General features: G+C 53.9%; 15 protein-coding genes, 1 tRNA gene and 1 other annotated feature. Of the genes, 2 read left to right on the top strand and 14 right to left on the bottom strand.

The genetic code is table 11. The annotated features are described in order from the left end of the window. Positions 1 to 117 precede the first annotated feature (117 nt). The 10 genes from ACTNC3_RS07435 to ACTNC3_RS07390 form a co-directional block, all read right to left on the bottom strand. Positions 118 to 1,212 carry a C40 family peptidase gene (locus tag ACTNC3_RS07435; protein WP_441226989.1) on the bottom strand — a complete coding sequence of 365 codons (1,095 nt, stop codon included), beginning with the start codon at positions 1,210 to 1,212 and terminating at the stop codon, positions 118 to 120. A 246-nt stretch (positions 1,213 to 1,458) separates the two neighbouring features. Further along, on the bottom strand, positions 1,459 to 2,313 hold the full coding sequence (locus ACTNC3_RS07430; protein WP_441226988.1) for an SDR family NAD(P)-dependent oxidoreductase: 855 nt from the start codon (positions 2,311 to 2,313) through the stop codon (positions 1,459 to 1,461). 116 nt (positions 2,314 to 2,429) lie between these two features. Continuing rightward, the gene (locus ACTNC3_RS07425) at positions 2,430 to 3,104 is read right to left on the bottom strand and encodes a trimeric intracellular cation channel family protein (RefSeq protein ID WP_410042324.1); all 675 of its coding nucleotides are present in this window, start codon (positions 3,102 to 3,104) and stop codon (positions 2,430 to 2,432) included. Between the two features lie 13 nt (positions 3,105 to 3,117). Next, positions 3,118 to 5,004: a threonine--tRNA ligase gene (locus tag ACTNC3_RS07420; RefSeq protein WP_441226987.1), complete on the bottom strand. Its 1,887-nt coding sequence runs from the start codon at positions 5,002 to 5,004 to the stop codon at positions 3,118 to 3,120. A 129-nt stretch (positions 5,005 to 5,133) separates the two neighbouring features. After that, positions 5,134 to 5,365: a binding site (T-box leader), on the bottom strand. A 121-nt stretch (positions 5,366 to 5,486) separates the two neighbouring features. After that, positions 5,487 to 7,142 carry an ABC transporter ATP-binding protein gene (locus ACTNC3_RS07415; RefSeq protein ID WP_441226986.1) on the bottom strand — a complete coding sequence of 552 codons (1,656 nt, stop codon included), beginning with the start codon at positions 7,140 to 7,142 and terminating at the stop codon, positions 5,487 to 5,489. A 2-nt stretch (positions 7,143 to 7,144) separates the two neighbouring features. Then, positions 7,145 to 8,974, bottom strand: coding sequence for an ABC transporter permease (locus ACTNC3_RS07410; RefSeq protein ID WP_410042321.1), 1,830 nt, complete (start codon positions 8,972 to 8,974; stop codon positions 7,145 to 7,147). Between the two features lie 79 nt (positions 8,975 to 9,053). Then, positions 9,054 to 10,484: a hypothetical protein gene (locus tag ACTNC3_RS07405; protein WP_441226985.1), complete on the bottom strand. Its 1,431-nt coding sequence runs from the start codon at positions 10,482 to 10,484 to the stop codon at positions 9,054 to 9,056. Positions 10,485 to 10,765: 281 nt separating this feature from the next. Then, complete coding sequence (locus tag ACTNC3_RS07400; protein WP_441226984.1) at positions 10,766 to 11,524, bottom strand: response regulator transcription factor; 759 nt, start codon at positions 11,522 to 11,524, stop codon at positions 10,766 to 10,768. A 13-nt stretch (positions 11,525 to 11,537) separates the two neighbouring features. Further along, the gene (locus ACTNC3_RS07395; RefSeq protein ID WP_441226983.1) at positions 11,538 to 13,214 is read right to left on the bottom strand and encodes a sensor histidine kinase; all 1,677 of its coding nucleotides are present in this window, start codon (positions 13,212 to 13,214) and stop codon (positions 11,538 to 11,540) included. After that, positions 13,207 to 14,259: an extracellular solute-binding protein gene (locus ACTNC3_RS07390; protein WP_441226982.1), complete on the bottom strand. Its 1,053-nt coding sequence runs from the start codon at positions 14,257 to 14,259 to the stop codon at positions 13,207 to 13,209. Before ACTNC3_RS07390 ends, ACTNC3_RS07395 begins: the two co-directional genes overlap by 8 nt. 87 nt (positions 14,260 to 14,346) lie before the next feature. Between ACTNC3_RS07390 and ACTNC3_RS07385 the strand changes: the two genes are divergently transcribed. Beyond that, positions 14,347 to 15,222, top strand: coding sequence for an HD domain-containing protein (locus tag ACTNC3_RS07385; protein ID WP_441226981.1), 876 nt, complete (start codon positions 14,347 to 14,349; stop codon positions 15,220 to 15,222). Between the two features lie 59 nt (positions 15,223 to 15,281). Here ACTNC3_RS07385 and ACTNC3_RS07380 read toward each other — a convergent pair. Continuing rightward, positions 15,282 to 15,356: transfer RNA gene (locus ACTNC3_RS07380), tRNA-Pro, on the bottom strand. Between the two features lie 313 nt (positions 15,357 to 15,669). Between ACTNC3_RS07380 and ACTNC3_RS07375 the strand changes: the two genes are divergently transcribed. Then, on the top strand, positions 15,670 to 16,023 hold the full coding sequence (locus ACTNC3_RS07375; RefSeq protein WP_441226980.1) for a hypothetical protein: 354 nt from the start codon (positions 15,670 to 15,672) through the stop codon (positions 16,021 to 16,023). A 131-nt stretch (positions 16,024 to 16,154) separates the two neighbouring features. Here ACTNC3_RS07375 and ACTNC3_RS07370 read toward each other — a convergent pair whose 3' ends face one another. The 3 genes from ACTNC3_RS07370 to ACTNC3_RS07360 all read right to left on the bottom strand — a co-directional run bounded on the left by ACTNC3_RS07370 (position 16,155) and on the right by ACTNC3_RS07360 (position 18,864). Continuing rightward, positions 16,155 to 17,039, bottom strand: a complete 885-nt coding sequence (locus ACTNC3_RS07370) for an IS3 family transposase (RefSeq protein ID WP_441226997.1) — start codon at positions 17,037 to 17,039, stop codon at positions 16,155 to 16,157. Between the two features lie 8 nt (positions 17,040 to 17,047). Further along, a complete protein-coding gene (locus ACTNC3_RS07365) occupies positions 17,048 to 17,740 on the bottom strand; it encodes a helix-turn-helix domain-containing protein (protein ID WP_441226979.1) in 693 nt (230 codons plus the stop codon). 194 nt (positions 17,741 to 17,934) lie between these two features. Further along, the gene (locus ACTNC3_RS07360) at positions 17,935 to 18,864 is read right to left on the bottom strand and encodes an AEC family transporter (protein ID WP_441226978.1); all 930 of its coding nucleotides are present in this window, start codon (positions 18,862 to 18,864) and stop codon (positions 17,935 to 17,937) included. Positions 18,865 to 18,884: the final 20 nt, after the last annotated feature.

Genomic DNA, 18,884 nt, shown 5'->3' with positions numbered 1-18,884 from the left:
GTGGTATCCAGCGTACGTTAGATCGTGATGCTGATCATCCATTTGTCATATGGACTCCATAAAACGAAGAACCCCTTAAGCTGTTTCGCTTAAGGGGTTCTTCATTTATTTCGGATATCAGTTCTGGATGAAACGTCCATAGCCGACCGGCGTACGGTAATCGTAGCGTCCGGTGCAGATGCCGGTACGTGCATTCGCTGCATGGATGATGACGCCATCGCCGGCATAGATCGCGACGTGGTTGATGTAATCACCCGATGCGTAGAATACGAGGTCGCCCGGCTGGAGCTGCTCGAAGCTGATGGACTGTGCATTCGCATACTGATCACGGGAGCTGCGCCCTGTCGTGATGCCGAAGTGCTTGAAAATCTGCTGTACGAAGCCGGAGCAGTCAGCGCCATCCGTGAGGGAAGTGCCGCCATAGACATACGGATTCCCGAGGAACTGCTTCGCGTACTGGATCAGTGCCTGACGGGAAGCCGTCGTCGCGATGACCGGAAGACTGCTGCTGATCGACTTTACGATGGAGGTACCGGCCTCGATGACATTACTACGACTTAAAATGCTCGTGCCTGCGTTTGTTACGGCTGCATCACTCTTCGTTTCAGAAGCGCTGCTGCTTCGTGTACCACTGATGGCATCGCCGGCGGCCTGAATGATGTTTCCGGCAGCTGTGCTCACGCCGCTGGTGCCGACATTCGTGAGGATATTCGCGGCTGCACTGACCGTGCTCTTCTGTGGAGTGGAAGAGGCACTCTGCGTGTTCTTCTTAAAAACGGCGAAATCATCGACCGAATCCACGATTTCCAGCAGGGTTTCCTTTCCCTCCGTCGAAACCGCAGCTTCCTGGATCGTTTCGGCTGCCGTCGAGTCCTGCGCCACGGTATACTGCTCGCTGACGACATTGGCACTGGTCTCGTGAATCTCCGAGATTTTATACTCCGGAATCATGGAACCGTCCGTCGCCGCGGCCAGATCCTGGTCGGAGATGCCGAGCTCCTCGTCCGATACCGGGCCGTCGCCGATGCCGATCAGGACCTCGTCCGCCAGTGCGGTCGAGGTGGTCGTCAGGCTGAACATGAGAAGCAGGGCCAGCTTCAGCGCGAGCCTCCGCGTACGACGCTTCGGGGCATACGAAGAAGCGGCAGGCAGACGCACACCGGTTTCCTGTGTCATAGGATGCATAAGATGATTCATACTGGGTCTATTCACGTTTTCTCCCATACTTTTATCTGATCCGCCGGATCGCCGGAGCGGTCCCCGGCCTAAAACGAAGATGTCTCTGAAAAAAGCCGCAAAAAAGCGGCGTTGCAAACTCTGTTTCGAAGATCTCAAACATCTTAACTTTAGCACAAACGCCGCGATCTTTCCTTACAAATTATATTACAATTTGCTTACGATGCAGAAGGCCTATAAGCGTTCCTTCGGGTCCCCACTGTCTGAACAGTATTTCAAATCTCAGATCCAGCCGCCGTCGAAGCGGATGATCTGGCCGGTGAGGTAGGCCGGGGCGGCGGCGAGGAGACGCACGAGGTCCGCGACCTCTGCCGCTGTGCACATACGACCGTAGGGGATCTCGTCCTCGAGCTGTGCCCGGTCCTCCGCGCTCATCCAGCCGTTCATGTCCGTATCGACACAGCCGATGGCGATGGCATTGACCGGGATATGGTTCGGTGCAAGCTCCTTCCCCAGCGCCTCGGTGAAGGCATTGACCGCGCCCTTCGTGAGGCTGTAGACCGACTCCATGGAGGCGCCGACCACACCCCAGACAGAGCTCATGTTGAGGATACGGCCCTCGGAGGCGCGCAGCAGATACGGAATCACGGCGCGGGTGAGGCGGAACATGTCCTTCACGTTGGCATCGAGCATCTCCTCGAGCTCGTCATCCGAGACGTCCTGGGCGAGGTTGAAGGTCGAGATGCCGGCGTTGTTCACGAGGAGGAGGGCGTTCTCCGGGGTCTCGATCCGCGTGCGTCGTGTAAGTGCATCCTGCGGACCGTGCGATATGACGAGATCGCTCTGCTCTTCGCAGGCAGCACAGGATTCAGGCTGCGTCCCATCAAGATCCTCTTCCGTAAGGATCGGAAGGGGTTTCGTGCCTGGTGTCCCGAGCAGTGCGGCGAGGACCTCGTCTGTGATCGGGCCATGCACGGTATGCACCTCCGTCACGCCGCGGAGCCTCTCCGCCACCTGCTCCAGGAGGTCGAAGCGAGAGCGGCAGTTCAGGATGAGCCGCCAGCCGTCGCGGGCCAATGTCTCTGCCACTGCTCTTCCCACGCCGCGGGAGGCACCTGTAATAATCGCTGTTTTCATAATTTCCTTTCCGAAAAAAGCGGCTGCACGATGTGCAGCCGCTTTCTGTCCTGCCGCAGGACGTCCATCCTGCGATTGTGCTGTGTTTTCAATTCCGGATACTGTAGCCTCGTTCATTATCTGAAGGACGGCAGATTCCAGTGGAAGTAGATCGCGAGGAAGCGGATCAGGACCGTCACGATCATGCTGACTACCGCGGCGATCATCGTGCTTCCGAAGGCACCCGCCGGGCGGGCGATGACGGACAGGCCGCAGTAGACGATCGCTCCGACGATGGCCGCGATGCCATAGACTCGCTTCCGCATGATGAGCGGCATCTGCCCGGCGAAGATATCGCGGAGGATGCCACCACCGATGCCGGTGAGGACGCCGACGAAGCAGGCGAGGAACATATTTGCACCGTAGCCTGCATTGACCGCCGTACGACAGCCGACGACGACGAACGCGGCGAGGCCGACAGAATCGGCGACGTTCAGGATGAAGTTTGAGCGGATCCGGTTCCGGTCGATCTTATCCATATAGTTCCCGGTGGTCTGGCTGCGCTCGAAGATGAAGTCGACGACGCAGGTGATGAAGGCGACGGTCACATAGACCGGCTTCGTGAACATCGCCGGCGGGATCTCGCCGAGGATGAGGTCACGGATCATACCGCCGCCGACGGCCGTCGCACAGCCGAGTACGATGGCACCGAAGATGTCCATCTTCCGATCCTTTGCGACCATGACACCGGAAATCGCAAAGGCCACCGTACCGACCATTTCAAGAATAAAAATCACATCATCAAAGCCCATAGCTATCTCAGCTTCAGTCGATCTCGTCCGGAAGCTCGAGGGTGTGCTCTATGTTCAGCTTCTGGCAGAAAGCGACGAACTTGTCGAGCGGAACGTTCTGGATCTGCTTGTTGGAACCACGTACGTTGATGGATACGGTGTTCTCCTCTGCCTCGTGATCACCGAGTACGAGGATGTACGGATCCTTGTAGTTCTTGAAGCCCTTGATCTTCGTCTTCATGTTCTTATCGCTGTAGTCTGCCTCGACACGGATGCCTGCGTTCAGCAGAGCCTCCTCTACCTTCTTCGCATAGGCGTTGTGCTCCTCACGGATCGGAACGAGGGCTACCTGATACGGATTCAGCCAGAACGGGAAGTTCCCCTTGAAGTTCTCGATGATGATACCGATGAAACGCTCGAGGGAACCGTAGATCGCACGGTGGATAACGACCGGCATCTGCTGTGTGCCGTCCTCTGCGGTGTAGTTCAGGCCGAAGTTGTGCGGAAGCTGGAAGTCGAGCTGAACCGTACCACACTGCCACTCACGACCGAGTGCATCCTTGATCTGAAGGTCGATCTTCGGGCCATAGAATGCGCCGTCGCCTTCATTGATCTCGTAGCCGCCCTCGCCATACTTCTCGTCGAGGATGGACTTGAGGGATGCCTCTGCACGATTCCAGACGTCGATATCACCCATGAAATCATCCGGTCTGGTGGAGAGCTCTGCACGGTAGGTGACACCGAAGGTCTTGTAGATCTCGTCTGCGATAGAGATAACATCCGCGATCTCATCCTTGATCTGGGACTCCATCACGAAGGTATGGTCATCATCCTGACGGAACTCCTGTACACGGAAGAGACCGTTCATCTGACCGGACTTCTCCTTACGGTGCAGCACATCGTACTCAGAGTAACGGATCGGGAGCTCCTTATAGGAACGAAGCTTACGCTTGAAGGTAAGCATCGCGTTCGGGCAGTTCATCGGCTTCGCTGCCATGGTGTCGATGTTCTCACGGTTGTAAATGACAGAACCGGCCTGGATCTTCGCTACCTTCTTCTCGGCTGCCGCATCCTTATAATCCTCGACCACGTTCTCGATATCCGCGTCTGCCGTGGTGTAGCCGTCGATACCCGGAACGATGAACATGTTGTTGAGATAATGTGCCCAGTGACCGGAAACGAGCCAGAGACGCTTGTTGTTTACGAGCGGCGCTGCGATCTCGGTGTAGCCATGGCGGCGCTGTACCTCACGGCTGTACTGAAGCAGTGCCTGGTACATCTGCCATCCACGTGGCAGCCAGTATGGCATACCTGGAGCAGTCTCGTTGAACATGAAGAGCTCAAGCTGCGCACCGATCTTCTTGTGGTCACGCTCACGCGCCTCCTCGATCATCTTTACGTGCTGCTTCAGCTCATCCTTCGTCGGGAATGCATACACATAGACACGCTGCATGTGGTCACGCTTCTCGTCGCCTCTCCAGTATGCTGCGGAACAGCTGTGAATCTGATAAGCCGCGCTCATCAGCTCCTGTGAATTCTCTACGTGCGGTCCACGGCAGAGATCGACATAATCATCACCGGTATAGTAAACAGAGATGGTCTCGTCCTCTGGAAGCTCCTCGATCAGCTCGAGCTTAAACTTCTGATCCTTGAAGATCTCCTTCGCCTGGGCCTTCGAAACTTCCTTCCGTGTCCACGGCTCACGACGCTTGATGATCTCACGCATCTTGTTCTCGATGGCCTTGAAGTCCTCCTCACCGATGCTCTTGCCCTCCGGCAGAACGAAGTCATAGTAGCAGCCGTCCTCGATCTGAGGTCCGATGCCGTACTGTACTTCCTTACCATAGATCTCGATCACTGCCTTTGCGAGGATGTGTGCGAGGGAATGACGATACACCTGTAATAACTCTTCCTTTTCCATTTGTTTCTCCTTTGAATGTTTCAAAACCAGCCCTTTGGGTCGGCTGATTTCGTGTCTGGACAACCGGTCCAGTGCCACACAGCGAATCTCTGCCTTAAACAAAAATGCCCCAATCAGCTCTTTCGAACTGATTGGGACGATAGATTCGCGGTTCCACCCAAATTGTCATCTTCCACATATCCTGTGGGCGAATGCTTCAGCACCTGCACAGATGACCACTCTTTCGACGGTAACGTAGTCAACGGGTCCGATTAAGGACCTCTCTGAGGTGGTGTTCATATTTATTTCCTCGACGCCTCGCAGCAACCGGCGTTTCTCTGTATCCGAAATCAAATACTACTGTCCTCTTCAACGATTTCTGTCTATTCAATTGACACAGCCATTGTAGGTTCGGCGCATCGCTTTGTCAAGGGGCTGGCCGGGATTTTGCAGTCACATACGTTGCCGTCCCTCCGAGTGCCCCCTGTCAGGTACAGAGTGCCTTATTTCTCGATTTCCAGACGACCGTCGGCGATGCACTTTCCAGACTGACGGTCAAACAGCAGGATGTGGCTGCCGTGGATGTCGATGCCGGCCTGCTCGCCGATCCTGTAGGCATTGTTCCCGAAGATCACGCCGGTCAGGAGGTAGTCATCCTGCACACAGAGCTTGAGCGTCGATTCCATACCGGTCGGCATGGCACCGAAGATCGTGGTCTGGAGCGCACCCTCCGGCTCGATGTCGATCGCCTCCGGACGGATGCCCAGCACGAGGTCGCGGTTTGTGAGGATCGGATCCTCGAGGATGGAGCTGTCCTCTTCGATGACCTTTTCGATATGGTACTTGAAGACCTCATCCTTGTTGCTCTTCTCGACGGCGTGCTTCTGCTTCAGGCGATCGATTTCTGCCTGCTTCTTCGCGGCAGCATCTGCGTCCCGCTGTGTGAACCAGGTCGGAAGCTCGAGCGCTTCGTTCGGGATGAAGCGTGCATGGATGCCATGGAAGATCTCGAGGGTGACGCTGCCGTCTGCACTTTGCTCACCCGTGGCTTCTACGAAGTTGATGGACGGGTTGCCGACGAAATCGGCCGCGAAGAGATTCGTCGGGCGGTTGTAGACCTCGAGCGGTGCGTCGTACTGCTGGAGGACACCGTTGTTGATCAGGCAGATCTTCGTCGCGAGGGTCATCGCTTCCATCTGATCATGGGTGACATACACGAAGGTCGATCCGGTCTCCAGGTGAAGACGCTGCAGCTCGTAGCGCATCTCGAGACGAAGCTTCGCATCGAGGTTACTGAGCGGCTCATCCATGAAGAGCACCTGTGGCTCCGGTGCGAGGGTACGGGCGATGGCGACACGCTGCTGCTGGCCACCGGAAAGCTCTGCCGGATAACGGTCCATGAACATACCGATCTTGACGACGCGGGAAACCTGACGTACACGGCTGTCGATCTCTTCGTCTGTTAATTTCCGGACCTCCATGATCGCGGTGCCGTTCTGTGTGACGTGGAAATGCTCGTCGAGGGTTTGCCCCTTCGCCGCATAGCCTGCATTGATCTCCGCAAGGGTCTTCTCATAGCCGGCACGTGCCGCGTCGGCCGCCTGCTGCGGATCCGCCGCCTCATGAATCTTCAGGTTGAAGAGCTCCTTCGCGCTCATGATGGAGAGGTTGAAGGTGTCGATGAGCTTCACGTAGGCCTTTTCGGTATCGAGCTTTCCGTTCTTATCGCGGCAGTCCTCGATCTGGTCCTTTACCTTCTTTCCACTCTTCAGCGCATGCATGAGATCGGAGCTGACCTTCGCCTTTACGTCGATCCGCGGCAGCTCTTCTTTGATGTTTTTAAGACCGAAGGAGATGTTCTGATACACGGTCATGTTCGGCCAGAGTGCATAGTTCTGGAAGAGGAAGCCGACCTTTCGTTTATTGGCCGGAACATTGATTCCCTTATCCGAATCGAAGACGACGCGGTCGCCGATTTTGATCTGCCCTTCGGTCGGCGTCTCGAGGCCCGCAATCATACGAAGGATGGTGGTTTTTCCACAGCCGGAAGGCCCCAGCAGCGTGACGAAGGCATTGTCCGGGATATCGAGACTGAGGTCATCGACACCGAAATAGTTTTTCCAGCGTTTGGTGATGTGTGTTAATGTGATGGACGGCATACTTAACCTCCTATTCCGTTATCAAGGCTTGCTCCCGTCAGGACATTGACGAGGGTGTTAAACAGAAGAATCGTCATGATGAGGATCAGGTTGATCGCACTGGAGAAGGCGTACAGACCCATCTCATCGAAGTAATCCAGTGTCGTGGAGAGGATGAAGCCCTGGGTGCAGAGAAGCAGGAACAGGGACAGCTCACGAAGGCAGGTCATGAACGGCAGGGTATAGCCGCTGATGATGGAGCTCTTCTGAATCGGGATGATGATGTTCAGCATCCGCTTATGCCACGGGATATCCTGGATGATGGCAGCCTCTTCGATCTCACCGGAGAGTTGCAGCATCGAGTTCAGGGAGTTTCTGGAGGCGAACGGGATGTACTTGACGACACCCGCGATGATCAGCAGGGTGTAGGTGTTGAACAGGTTCACGTGCTGATTACTGAAAAGGATGAAGAACGCAGCGCCGACCGCGATGGATGGCATCAGGTACGGCAGGAAGGCGACGTTGTTCACGTAGTTCGCCCACTTCGAGCGACGGTTCTTCGATACGGCGTAGCCGATCAGGGTGCCGATCGTACCGGCGATGAGTGCACAGACGATGGCGAGGAACAGAGTACCCTTGAAGGCGTGCCAGATGGTCGGATTATAGAGGATACCGTGCTGGCCATACATACCATTCTCACTGACATTTTCATGCGTCAGCCACCACTTCGTGGTGAGGTTTGAGGTATCGTGCGTGTACAGGAAGCTGTAATCGCCCGGGTTCGGCAGGAAGGTCTCCAGCGCGAAGAGAAGGATCGGCCAGATGGAGGTGAAGAAGGTCAGCAGGATGAAGACCACGCCCATGATATACTTTCCGGCTTTTCCGAGGTTGATCTTACTGAGCTGCCCGGACTTACCGGTGACGGTCGTGTAGTTCGCGCGACCGGTGACGGAGGTCTGGTTCAGTCCGAGGATCAGGACGCCGAAGAGCATCATGATGATCGCGAGGATGCTGGCTTCACCGGTGTACTTCGAGTTCAGCGAGATGTACTTCGTCGACAGGGTCGTGAGGCCGAGGTAATGCGGCACCGGATAGGAGCCCATCGCGGATCCGAAGACGAGCAGGATCGTACTGAGGATCGCCGGCCGGATCATCGGCAGCGTCACGCGCAGCATGATCTTCCACTTCGGGGTATCGAGGATGGTCGCTGCCTCCTCGAGGTTCGCATCCATGTTTTTAAAGATACCGCCGATCAGGATGTAGGCGAACGGTGCATAGTGAAGACCGAGTACCATGGCACTCGGGAAAGTGCCCAGACAGAACCACTTCGGCATACAGATGCCGAACAGTGATGCGAGGAGGCCATCGGACGTACCGCAGACAGCATTGGAATTAAACATATGCTGCCATACGACGGCGAGAGTCCACTGTGGCATGATGTACGGAAAAATGAAAATCGAGCTTAAATACTTTTTGAAGCGCATGTTGGTTCTCGTCACCAGGAAGGCGAAAAAACCACCATACAGGATGGAAATCACACAGGTCATGACCGAGAGAATCACGGTATTGATGAGTGGTTTCCAGAGATTGGTCATTGCAAGACGGCTCGTAAAAAGATCGACATAGTTCACGACGCTGTAGCCGGAGGCCTTTCCGGTGAGATGTGCGTCGATGGTGCCCGGATGGATCTGGAAGGTGTCACGGACGATAGCGACGATCGGGGCTACCGTACTGAAGGTGAGCACGATACCGAAGACGAGCAGGATGATGTTCTGCGGCTTCGAAAAGAAGGTGACGATCTTATTACGGAGTATGGCTTTCGTATCACGTGTACCGGATGCAGTCGTTTCCATAGATGAATTCCTCCGTTCTTAAAACCGACCGGGGAGTCATGAGCTCCCCGGCCGAAAAATCAGTTCATATAATGCGCTTTTACTTCGCGTCTGCGTACTTGGTCAGGGTCTCGATCCAGCTGCCGACACCGAATGCAGCGTCTGCGCAGTACTCCGGATCCTCGAGTACGAGCTCGCCGGTGGTGGTCCACCAGTCATAGCCACGGTCATCCTTTGCAGGGAACGCATCTTCGCCAGCGTCGTTATAGCCGCCCTTTGCGTGGTTATAGGTTGCCTCGATCTGCTCTGCAACCTTCGGGTTCGAGCTGTAACCGCCCATGTCCTTGCCCCATGCACTGAAGCCGTCCTCTGTACATGTCATGTAGGATATAAATGCACATGCGGTCCATGGAAGCGGGCTGTTCTTCGTCAGGAAGAGGTAGTGGTTGTAGCCGTAGCCGCCGATGCCCTTATAGCCATCCTGGTATGCAGCTACCTTGATGTTGTTGACGGAAACCGTTGCGGATTCCTCTACAGAACGAAGCTTCGAGTAAACGAGGAGACCGGACTGATCCTTCGCGGACTTATCTACGAGGGTGTTGCAGATCGGGCCATCATCGGTCTGTGCGTTGTAATTCTCTACCCAGAGCTTGATCCATGCGAGGGCGTACTTGCCGTTCTCACCGAGACCGAAATCGTCTGCATCCGAAGCCACTTCCTGAATGGTCGGATCGAAGTAAGCCTTGTGCTCATCATCGAGTGCATCGTAGGCATCCTTCAGCATGCCGGCGTACTTATCCTCGGTCAGCATGTACAGGAAGTTCTTGCCGACGAGCTCGGAATCGATGTCCATGTACAGCGGGTGCTGATCCTTATAAATGAAATCCCAGCAGTTCTTAAACTCAGCGGAGCCGGTTGAGTTATACATAAAGACCTTATTCAGCGTCTGCAGTGGCAGGTAGCCGCTGTAAGCATCCGCGGTGGTTCCGTTGGCCTCTGCCCACTCCTTCGGGATGAAGGTCTTCAAGATATCGGTATCGACCATCTTACTCTTGATCTGGTTACCATCCTGGATGAGGGTCATCGCGAAGGTTCCGCTGTCCTTCAGAGAATCTGCGGTGAGCTGCTCGAAGATCTTGTTGTTCTTCGGCTGCTGCCACTCGAACTCCATGTTGTAATTCGGATCGATGGTCTGCAGATAGGCGATAAACAGTGGAAGTGCAGACTTACCACGTGAGGAGTTACCGACGCCGTAGAAGGTCTTACCATTCGACTCTTCGATGGCCTTCTTTGCGAGTTCCTCCATGGACATCCCTTCGGCTTCCTTGATGATGGCATCGATGCCGGTCAGGTTCTCTTCCTTCGGAGCCTCGGTTTCCGCCGGCTGTGCCGCCTGGGTCTCTGCCGGCTTGTCAGCGGCAACGGCTGCCGTGGTGGCTGCGCTGTTGTTCGATGAGGATCCGCATGCGGCCAGCATGGATACGGCCATTGATGCAGTCAGTAGTAACGAGATGAGTTTACGTTTTCTCATAAATGTGCCTCCCTTATGATTTCACGATCGGCTCTCCATATGTTCTGAAGAGCTTTCTTTACTTGATGCGTCTAGTATAGAAATTTTTTCGCAAAACCAAAACGCGGTAAAAATGATATTTTGATGGTCATTTCTGACATCTTTTTATCATTTATCCGCGTTTTCGTGTGCAGTATGCACATATTTCGGAGGTCTGGCTTCCTATAGGACAGCTCAGGCCTTTTCTGTTTCTTTTTGTTCAGCCGCTTCCATCCTCGCACCAGCATGCGCGTCCGCGCGTGTCAGCCTGCCTGGTAATCGGACGGGGTCATCCCGGTCAGTTTTTTAAAGGTACTGGAGAAGTAGGCGATGTCGTGGTAGCCGACCATCTCGCAGACCTCATAGACCTTATAGCGCACATCCCGGAGGAGGCGCATCGCTGTCCGCATCCGATAGCAGGTGATATAGCTGTTGATGCTCTGTCCGGTGTCCTTCTTAAAGAGACGGCTGAGATGCCCCTCGGATACGCCGATCGCTTCGGCGATGCGCGTGATGCTGATGGCATCCTCACTATAGTGATCTGCGATGTATCCGATGGCACTCTGTACATAGCGATGCATCTCCGGGTCCGCGTCCTTTAGTGGCAGAAGCTCCGCATCCTTCGGTGAGGCCGTGTGCTGACCGTGCAGGATCGCCTCCCCGAGGATCTTCTTTACGACCGCTTCGAGCTGTCCGTCCTCGAATGGCTTCAGCAGATAGTCGGAGGCCTGCAGGCGCACCGCCTGCTGCGCATAGCTGAAGTCACTGTAGGCTGTGAGGAAAATGACCTTTACATCCAGCTTTTCCTCGCGCAGTGTCCGCACGAGCTCGATGCCGTCCATCTTCGGCATGCGGATATCCGTGACGATCAGCAACGGATGCAGTGTGCGCGCCAGTGCGAGGGCCTCCTCTCCGTTTTTCGCCTGTCCGACGACCTCACAGCCGACACTCTTCCAGTCGGTCCCCTGAACGATGCCCTCCCGGACAAACTTTTCGTCATCGACGACGAGTACAGGTATCATGTTACACCTCCATTTATTTCGTATACGGCAGGCGGAGAATGACATCCGTACCGCCCTCCGGCAGCCGTGCGATATCGATGCCGTACTGCGGGCCATAATTCAGACGGATGATCGAATCCACGTTCGCGAAACCGAGATGCCCGCTCAGCAGCTTTCCATCATGCTTCTTCACCATCTCGATGAAGGCATCCTCGATGCCACAGCCGTTATCCATCACATGGACCTCGAGCTCCTCTTCTACCCGGCGGGCGGTGACCTTCACGAGTCCATCCTCGACGCCCTCGAGGCCATGGATGATGGCGTTTTCGACGATCGGCTGCAGCATCAGCTTCGGCACCATGCATGCCATCAGCTCCTCCGGCACCTCGACCTCGAAGCTGAAGGAGTCATCGAAGCGCAGCTCCTGGATATTACAGTAGCTTTCGAGGAGCTCGAGCTCCTCCTGCAGCGTTTCGAACTCCCGGCCCGAGATGCTGCGGCGGAGGATCTTCGCGAGGTCCGAGCTGAGTGCGACGATCTCCGGGACCTGATGTGCCTTCGCCACCCACTTGATGGTGTCGAGCGTGTTATAGAGGAAGTGCGGATTCAGCTGTGCCTGCATCATCCGCATCTCGGTTTCGTTGAGATGCTTCTGCTGCTGCACCCGCTCTTCCATGTTCCGGCGGATCCGTACCGTCGTTTTATTGAAGCCATCGGCGAGCTGGCCGAGCTCGTCATCTCGTGGAAGCTCTACATGGGCGTTCAGATCTCCATGACGCAGGGCCCGCATGCCGTCACTCAGCTTCTGAATCGGCTGGGCGAGGTAGTTTGATACATAGCCGGACAGCATGAGACTTCCGATGAGCACCAGCACCGTGATGATCAGCAGCATCATGAACATCATACGGAAGATGTCCTCGCTGAGTGCCGGTGGCGTCATATAGACGAGCGTCAGTCCCGTGTCGCCGACGCAGGCCGCATAGAGATTATCGGCGAATGTCTCATTCAGGCGTCGACCCTCCAGACGATTCTTCCGGAAAAGCTGAAGGTTCGCCTCGGAAGCGAGGTTTCCACCGGCGTAGAGCGGCTCCCAGTAGGCATTCAACAGGAGGACGCCCTCGTTACCGTTATAGCTCTCCTTCAGTATGCTTTCGAAATCGCTCTGGTCGATCGTCACGATGACGTAGCCGGCATTGGCATTGATCTTACGACCGATCTGAAGACTCGTTTCGCGGGTATAGATGCCGTCGTAGTTCAGGACATAGGCCGTCTCCGTCGGCTGTGCCTCGAGGCGGGCGATGATGCCAAAATCGGACGGCAGAGTCTTCGACACCGTGCCGCGGTCCGTCGTATAGATGCGCTTTTCACCGGCGTAGATGTCGACGGTCGAGAAGGAGCGGATCGCCTGTGTCTCACGGTAGAGCGCCGCATAGATGTTCGAGGACGAGACCGTACCCTGGGTCAATGCTTTCCGAATATCCCGATCGTCTGCAATCTGCGCGATGACCTCCTCGACGGAGCGGAAGTGCTCCTCCAGACGCTGCTCGATCAGCTGCTGCTTCGCGAGATCCTGCGCTGCGAACTCCCGGTGAACGCGCGTACGGAACATGCCGACGAGCAGCAGTCCGCTCAGGACGAGCGGAACGACGGATACCAGTGTGAAGTAAAACATCAGCTGACGGCGGTAGGACTTGTTGATGTACTCAAGCATAACGTGCCTCCCAGATCTGCCAGAAGTCCTGCAGCACCTTCGTCTGCCGTTCACTGGCTTCCTCGATATCGAAGGCGAGGATACGGAGCCCTACGGTCTTGTCGTTCGTGGACAGGTCCGTACGGACCGAGCGCCGGAACAGAGGGGAAATCGTATAGCGCTGCACCGGATCGCTCAGGATGAAGTCGATGAAGCGCTCGGCGTTTTCCTGGTGCGGTGCGTTCTTCACGATGGCCGCACCATCCGGAACCGCAGAGGTGCCCTCCGACGGATAGCAGATACCGACATCACTGCCACGTGCGATCTCCTTCAGTGCACTCTCCTCGAGGGTGATGCCCACCAGCCGGTCGCCGTTTGCGACCTCCGTGAGTACCTCTCCGGAGCCCTTCGCGAGATGCCCGTCGAGGTCATCACAGAACTTCGAGAGGAGCTCCGACTCCGGAAGCTGTGTCGCATCCTTCATGGTTTCGAGGATCGTGTAGCTCGTGCCGGACATGGAGGGATCCGCGAAGCTGATACTGCCCTTCCAGCTGCCGTCCAGGAAATCCTGCCAGCTGTGCGGTGCACTCTCCGGCTGCACGATCTTAGTGTTATAGATAAACACGATCGGAAGCTCGGTGAAGGGCGTCCAGTAGTGATCCGGCGAGATATAGACCGGATCCAGCTTCGCTTCCAGCGGCGACGAATAGGGCTGAAAACAGTCCTTATAGGCTTCCAGCATCTCGATGCCGCCGCCGAACATGACATCGACCTCCTGCTTCGACGTGCTCTGCATCTCCTGCAGCTCTTCAAGCAGCTCGGTCGTGCCACCCGCACGCACATCGACCCAGATGCCCGTGGATTCCTCGAATTCCTGGATGATCGGACGGTAGACCTCGGCCTTATGTGCCGTATAGATCGTCAGCTTCTGATCCGCGGGGATGTCGCTGAAATCCGGTGTCGCCTCCGTGTCGCGGCTTCCGCAGGCACTGAGCACAGAGAGTATAAGTGTGCCGGTTAAAAGCAGACCGGCGCAGATGTTCCGTCGTTTGTGCAGCTTTATCATGATTTTCACTTCCACTTTCTGATTATTTTATTATTATAATAGAAATACCGTAAATTTTTCAGTAAAAATGTGCGAGGGGAGGACTGAATGGTGAACATCGATCGAATGCATGTCAAAGAGGCCTTTAAAGCCTATGTTTCAGATTATGATCTCAGCGATGTGAAGGTAAAGCTGAAGGTAGACCACACCTACCGCGTCGCTGCGATGTGCGACGCAATCACGGAAGACCTCGGACTGTCTGCGGCCGACCGGGATCTCGCCTGGCTCAGCGGTATGCTCCACGACATCGGCCGCTTCGAGCAGCTACGCCAGTACCATACCTTTCAGGACCGTCTGTCCTGCAATCATGCGATGCTGAGTGCGGATATCCTCTTCCATGACGGGAAGCTCCGTCTCTTTGTGCGCGATGCTGAGGAGGACGAGCTTGCGCTCCTCGAGAAGACGATACGTCTCCACAACGTGTACCGCCTCCCGGAGGAGCTCAGTGCACGCGAGTACCGCTTCGCCACCATCCTGCGGGATGCAGATAAAATCGACATCCTGCGCGTGAACTGCGAAACACCGCGCAGCGAGATCTATGATCTCCCGGAGGAAGCCTTCCGCACCGCGTCCATCTCCGATCAGGTCTACGATGACGTGATGTATGCGCGCAATGTCGACCGCGCGTACGCTCGCACCGCCATCGACTTCATGATCGGCCACATGGCCTTCGTCTTCGGACTCGTCTATACCGAGAGCTTCCGGCAGGTACGCGCACAGGGCTACCTCGACGAGATGCTGCGCTTTCAGAGTGATCATCCAGACACCCGCGAAAAGCTGAAGCACATACGCCAGGCCATCGAGCAGTTCATCGAGCGCCGGCTTCTCAATGACCGCCAGGAATACGACACCCCGATCGGAAAGGTATGTATGTCACGGGAAGAACACGAAGCCTACCTGGAAAAGCAGGAACGGTATTCCTGAAGCGCTATAAAAGCACAAAAAAGACCACCGAGAGTTCATTCTCGATGGTCTATCAATCGTCGGGGTGACAAGATTCGAACTTGCGACCCCCTGGTCCCAAACCAGGTGCTCTAGCCAAACTGAGCCACACCCCGATACGCTTTTCTCAAGCGACTTGTATATTATACTTAATTCAGGCAATGTTGTCAACTGATTTTTGACTTTTTTCAGTTACAGTGATTTTTAACGTGTAGCAGTTCAAGCAGGGGACCCGGAGGGAATCGTAAGAAAATCCGACAGAAAGCAGGAATCTGTTTATATTTACGCTCTTTTTTCGTAAATTGTGCTTTATTTTTATTACGAAAATGTTTGAAAACTGTATTAAAATCTTAAGAAATGTGTTATAAAAGGTTTAGAAATTTTGAGTCACGAATTCAGTGACAGATTTCAAATTTATTTGAGAGGTATATGATGATGAAGATGACAAAGAAGATTGCTGCTATGGTGATGACTGGCGCTCTGGTTGCTGCTATGTCCGTTCCTGCATTCGCTGGTGTTGCTTCCTATGACATCGGTTCCTTAAATGCAAAGAACGCTTACTCCTATGCTGCTGCTGAGTATGCAAACGCTATTCATGAGGCTGCTGTAGCTCAGGCTGCTGTTGATCCAGCTGCTCCTGTAGTTGTTGCTGCTACGGATGGCACTCAGATTGTTTACGCTAACTACTCTGAGTATGCTGCTGCTATGGCTAACCTCGCTCGTGAGGCTTTCGCTGCACAGGGCATCGACAACGCAGCTGCTTTAGGCTACGGTGTAAACTGATCATCAGCACATACAACTGAATAAATGAACGAATCCCCGGACCGTATGGTGTGCTACCCGTCAAGTGGACAATGAATAACAATAAGTTCTAGGTTTACCCTGGCTGACGAAAAGTCAGCCAGGGTATTTCTTTATGCTGCTGTCTGATACTGATCATGGAATTCTAGCGGAGTCATTAGGTGCAGCTTTCTTTGAATACGCTCGTTGTTGTAATAATCGATATAATTCTCGATTGCCTTGACCAGCGCTTCCCGCTCATTGAATTTCCTGCCATAATACGTTTCTCTTTTCAAAATGCCCCAGAATCCTTCCATCGGCCCGTTATCGATACAATGTGCAACACGAGACATGCTCTGCTTCATGTGGTGTTTTTTCAAACGCGTCGAAAACATAGCACTCGTATACTGAAAACCGCGGTCTGAGTGGAACAATGGATGCGCATCTGGTTCCTTTGCAACAGCAGAGTCAAATGTGTCCATTACTAATGGGTTATCGTTTCTATCGCTGATTACGAACGAAACAATTCGCCGGTCGTAAAGATCCAGGATTGCACTCAGATAGACTTTCCGAACCTCTATACCAACGTAATACTTAAACTCAGATACATCGGTAAGCCATTTCTGATTTGGTGCATCAGCGTGGAAGTCTCGATTCAGGTAGTTCTTAGCGATATAGGCAGGATCTTTGCTTCCGCGAGTGCAGCTCTTGGGACGCCACTTTATCGTTGATTGTATATGCGTCTTGCGGCAAATACGGAGAACCCGTTTGTCATTGGCTTTGATATCATGCTTTTTCTCAAGCTCATCTTTTAACCTGCGGTATCCCATATCCGGATGTTCTTCATGGATTTTTTTGATTGTGTCTGCAATCTTCTGATTCATCCGTTCCCTGTAACTGCCCGGATCTTTGATCCAGCGATAGTAAGCGCTGCGCGGGACATGGTACATTGCGCAGAGCAAGGCAACAGGGTATTCCTTTTCTTCTGAAAGTTGTTGGATCGCCTGGTACTCGTAGATATGGCGGGTTAGAGATAGCGATCCTTCATCTCTAACTCTCTGACTTTTTTTAGCAGGTCGTTCTCCATTTGAAGATAGCGGTTTTTGCGCTCTAGTTCTGCGATTCTGTCACGCATTTCTTCCTCTTTTGTACGACTGGGAAGGCTGCCTGCTCGTTTACCGCGGCGGTCTTCCAGCCCGGCAGAACCCATGTTTTCATAGCGTTTTACCCAGTTACGCACCTGCTGATAAGAACACTCATATTTCTTGGCTGTTGCACCATAGTTCTTGTCATTAGCAAGGCAATCTTGGACAATCTCAAGACGTTCTTCATATGTAGTCTTACGGGTTTTCCTCATGTAGCTACCTCCACCGCTTCCACGGGATTTGATCTCTCCATGAGTATTATAATCCTTTATCCAGCTACGGAGTTGTAGCTTGTTACGTATGCCGTATTTCTGAGAAATATCGCGAAGGCTGCCTTTGTGGTCAAGGTAATCTCTAACAGCCTTGAGTTTTATCTCTTTACTGTAGACTTTGTTTCTTGACTGATTAGCTAGAGCAGTTGGACCTCCACTAAGGTATATTAATCTCCAACCTCTAACCGTGGATTCGTCAACCCTCAGCTTTCTCGCAACTTCACACACCCCCTTTTTGCCAACCAGGATATCTTCAACTGCTTTTATCTTGAGTACTGGGTCTATCTTACTTTTCCTGGACATAACAATACCCCCAAGTAGGTTTCTTTTTTCAATGTCCTACTTAGGGGTAGCATATCATATGTCGGTTCGGGGATTTTTTCAGCAAAAGAGCCACCCGTCTGACAGGTGGCTCTCTCACGCCACAAGCAGAATATGATTCGATGTCCGTCAGAAGTACCGCGACAGATCGTCGTACACATGTACAGCGGACGGTATTACAGCAGTGTTGTGATGATATAGGCCATCACCGGCAGGGTCAGGATACTGAGCACGGTGGACAGGATGACGGCACCGGCGACCTTCTCTTCATCATAGTGGAACTGCACGGCGAAAACCGTACTGATGGCGGCGCACGGACAGGCTTCGAGCAGCAGGACGACCTCGGAGGCCATGCCGAAGCTGATATGCAGGAAGCCATAAATCAGCAGGCATACCGCCGGAATCAGTATCAGGCGAATGCCGATGATGGCGAGAACGGCTCTGTCCCGGATCACCTTCGAAAGCTCAGAGCCTGCGAGTATCATACCGGTGATCATCATACTGATCGGAGTGTTCAGCCCACCAATCTGTGAAATCGGCTGATGGATCAGTTCAGGTACAGGAATCTGGAAAAGATAGAGCACAAGGCCGACGACTACTGCAATCATAGCAGGAGAACGGACGATCGTGTTCACTACCTTTTTCGCGTCGGTCTGACCGGAGACTCTCGCATAGCCATAGGTCCAGATCAGAATGTTAAAGACGGTGTTGTAGCTGCTGGCATACAGGAGACCTTCGTTTCCGAACAGTGCCTGAATCAGCGGGAAGCCCATGTAGCCGGCATTGGAAAAAATCATCGCAAATTCGAAAATCGCCCGATTATCCTTTCCCATTCGTCGTGCGGCCAGCACAGCGATGACGAGACCGATCATAATCAGAATAAAGGAATGGATAAACGCCAGGACGATCCCGTGAAAAACCTCTGCATCAAATTCTGCGATATAGGAATTCACGAGCATGCAGGGTACGACGATCGATACCAGCAGACTGGAGAAGTGATGTCGCGCTTCCGGTGTCAGTACCTTCGCTTTGATCGCGAAATATCCTGTCATAATCAGCATAAAAAAGACGACGACCTGGCGGGCCGAGATGAGTGCAAGTTCCATGCGGGTTCCTTTTCGGTACA

The organism is Oribacterium sp. HCP3S3_B9 (genome assembly GCF_052064255.1).
Classification (GTDB): Bacteria; Bacillota; Clostridia; order Lachnospirales; family Lachnospiraceae; genus Oribacterium.
The sequence above is the reverse complement of the archived record's forward strand: the minus strand, read 5'-3'. Positions and strand labels throughout refer to the sequence as shown.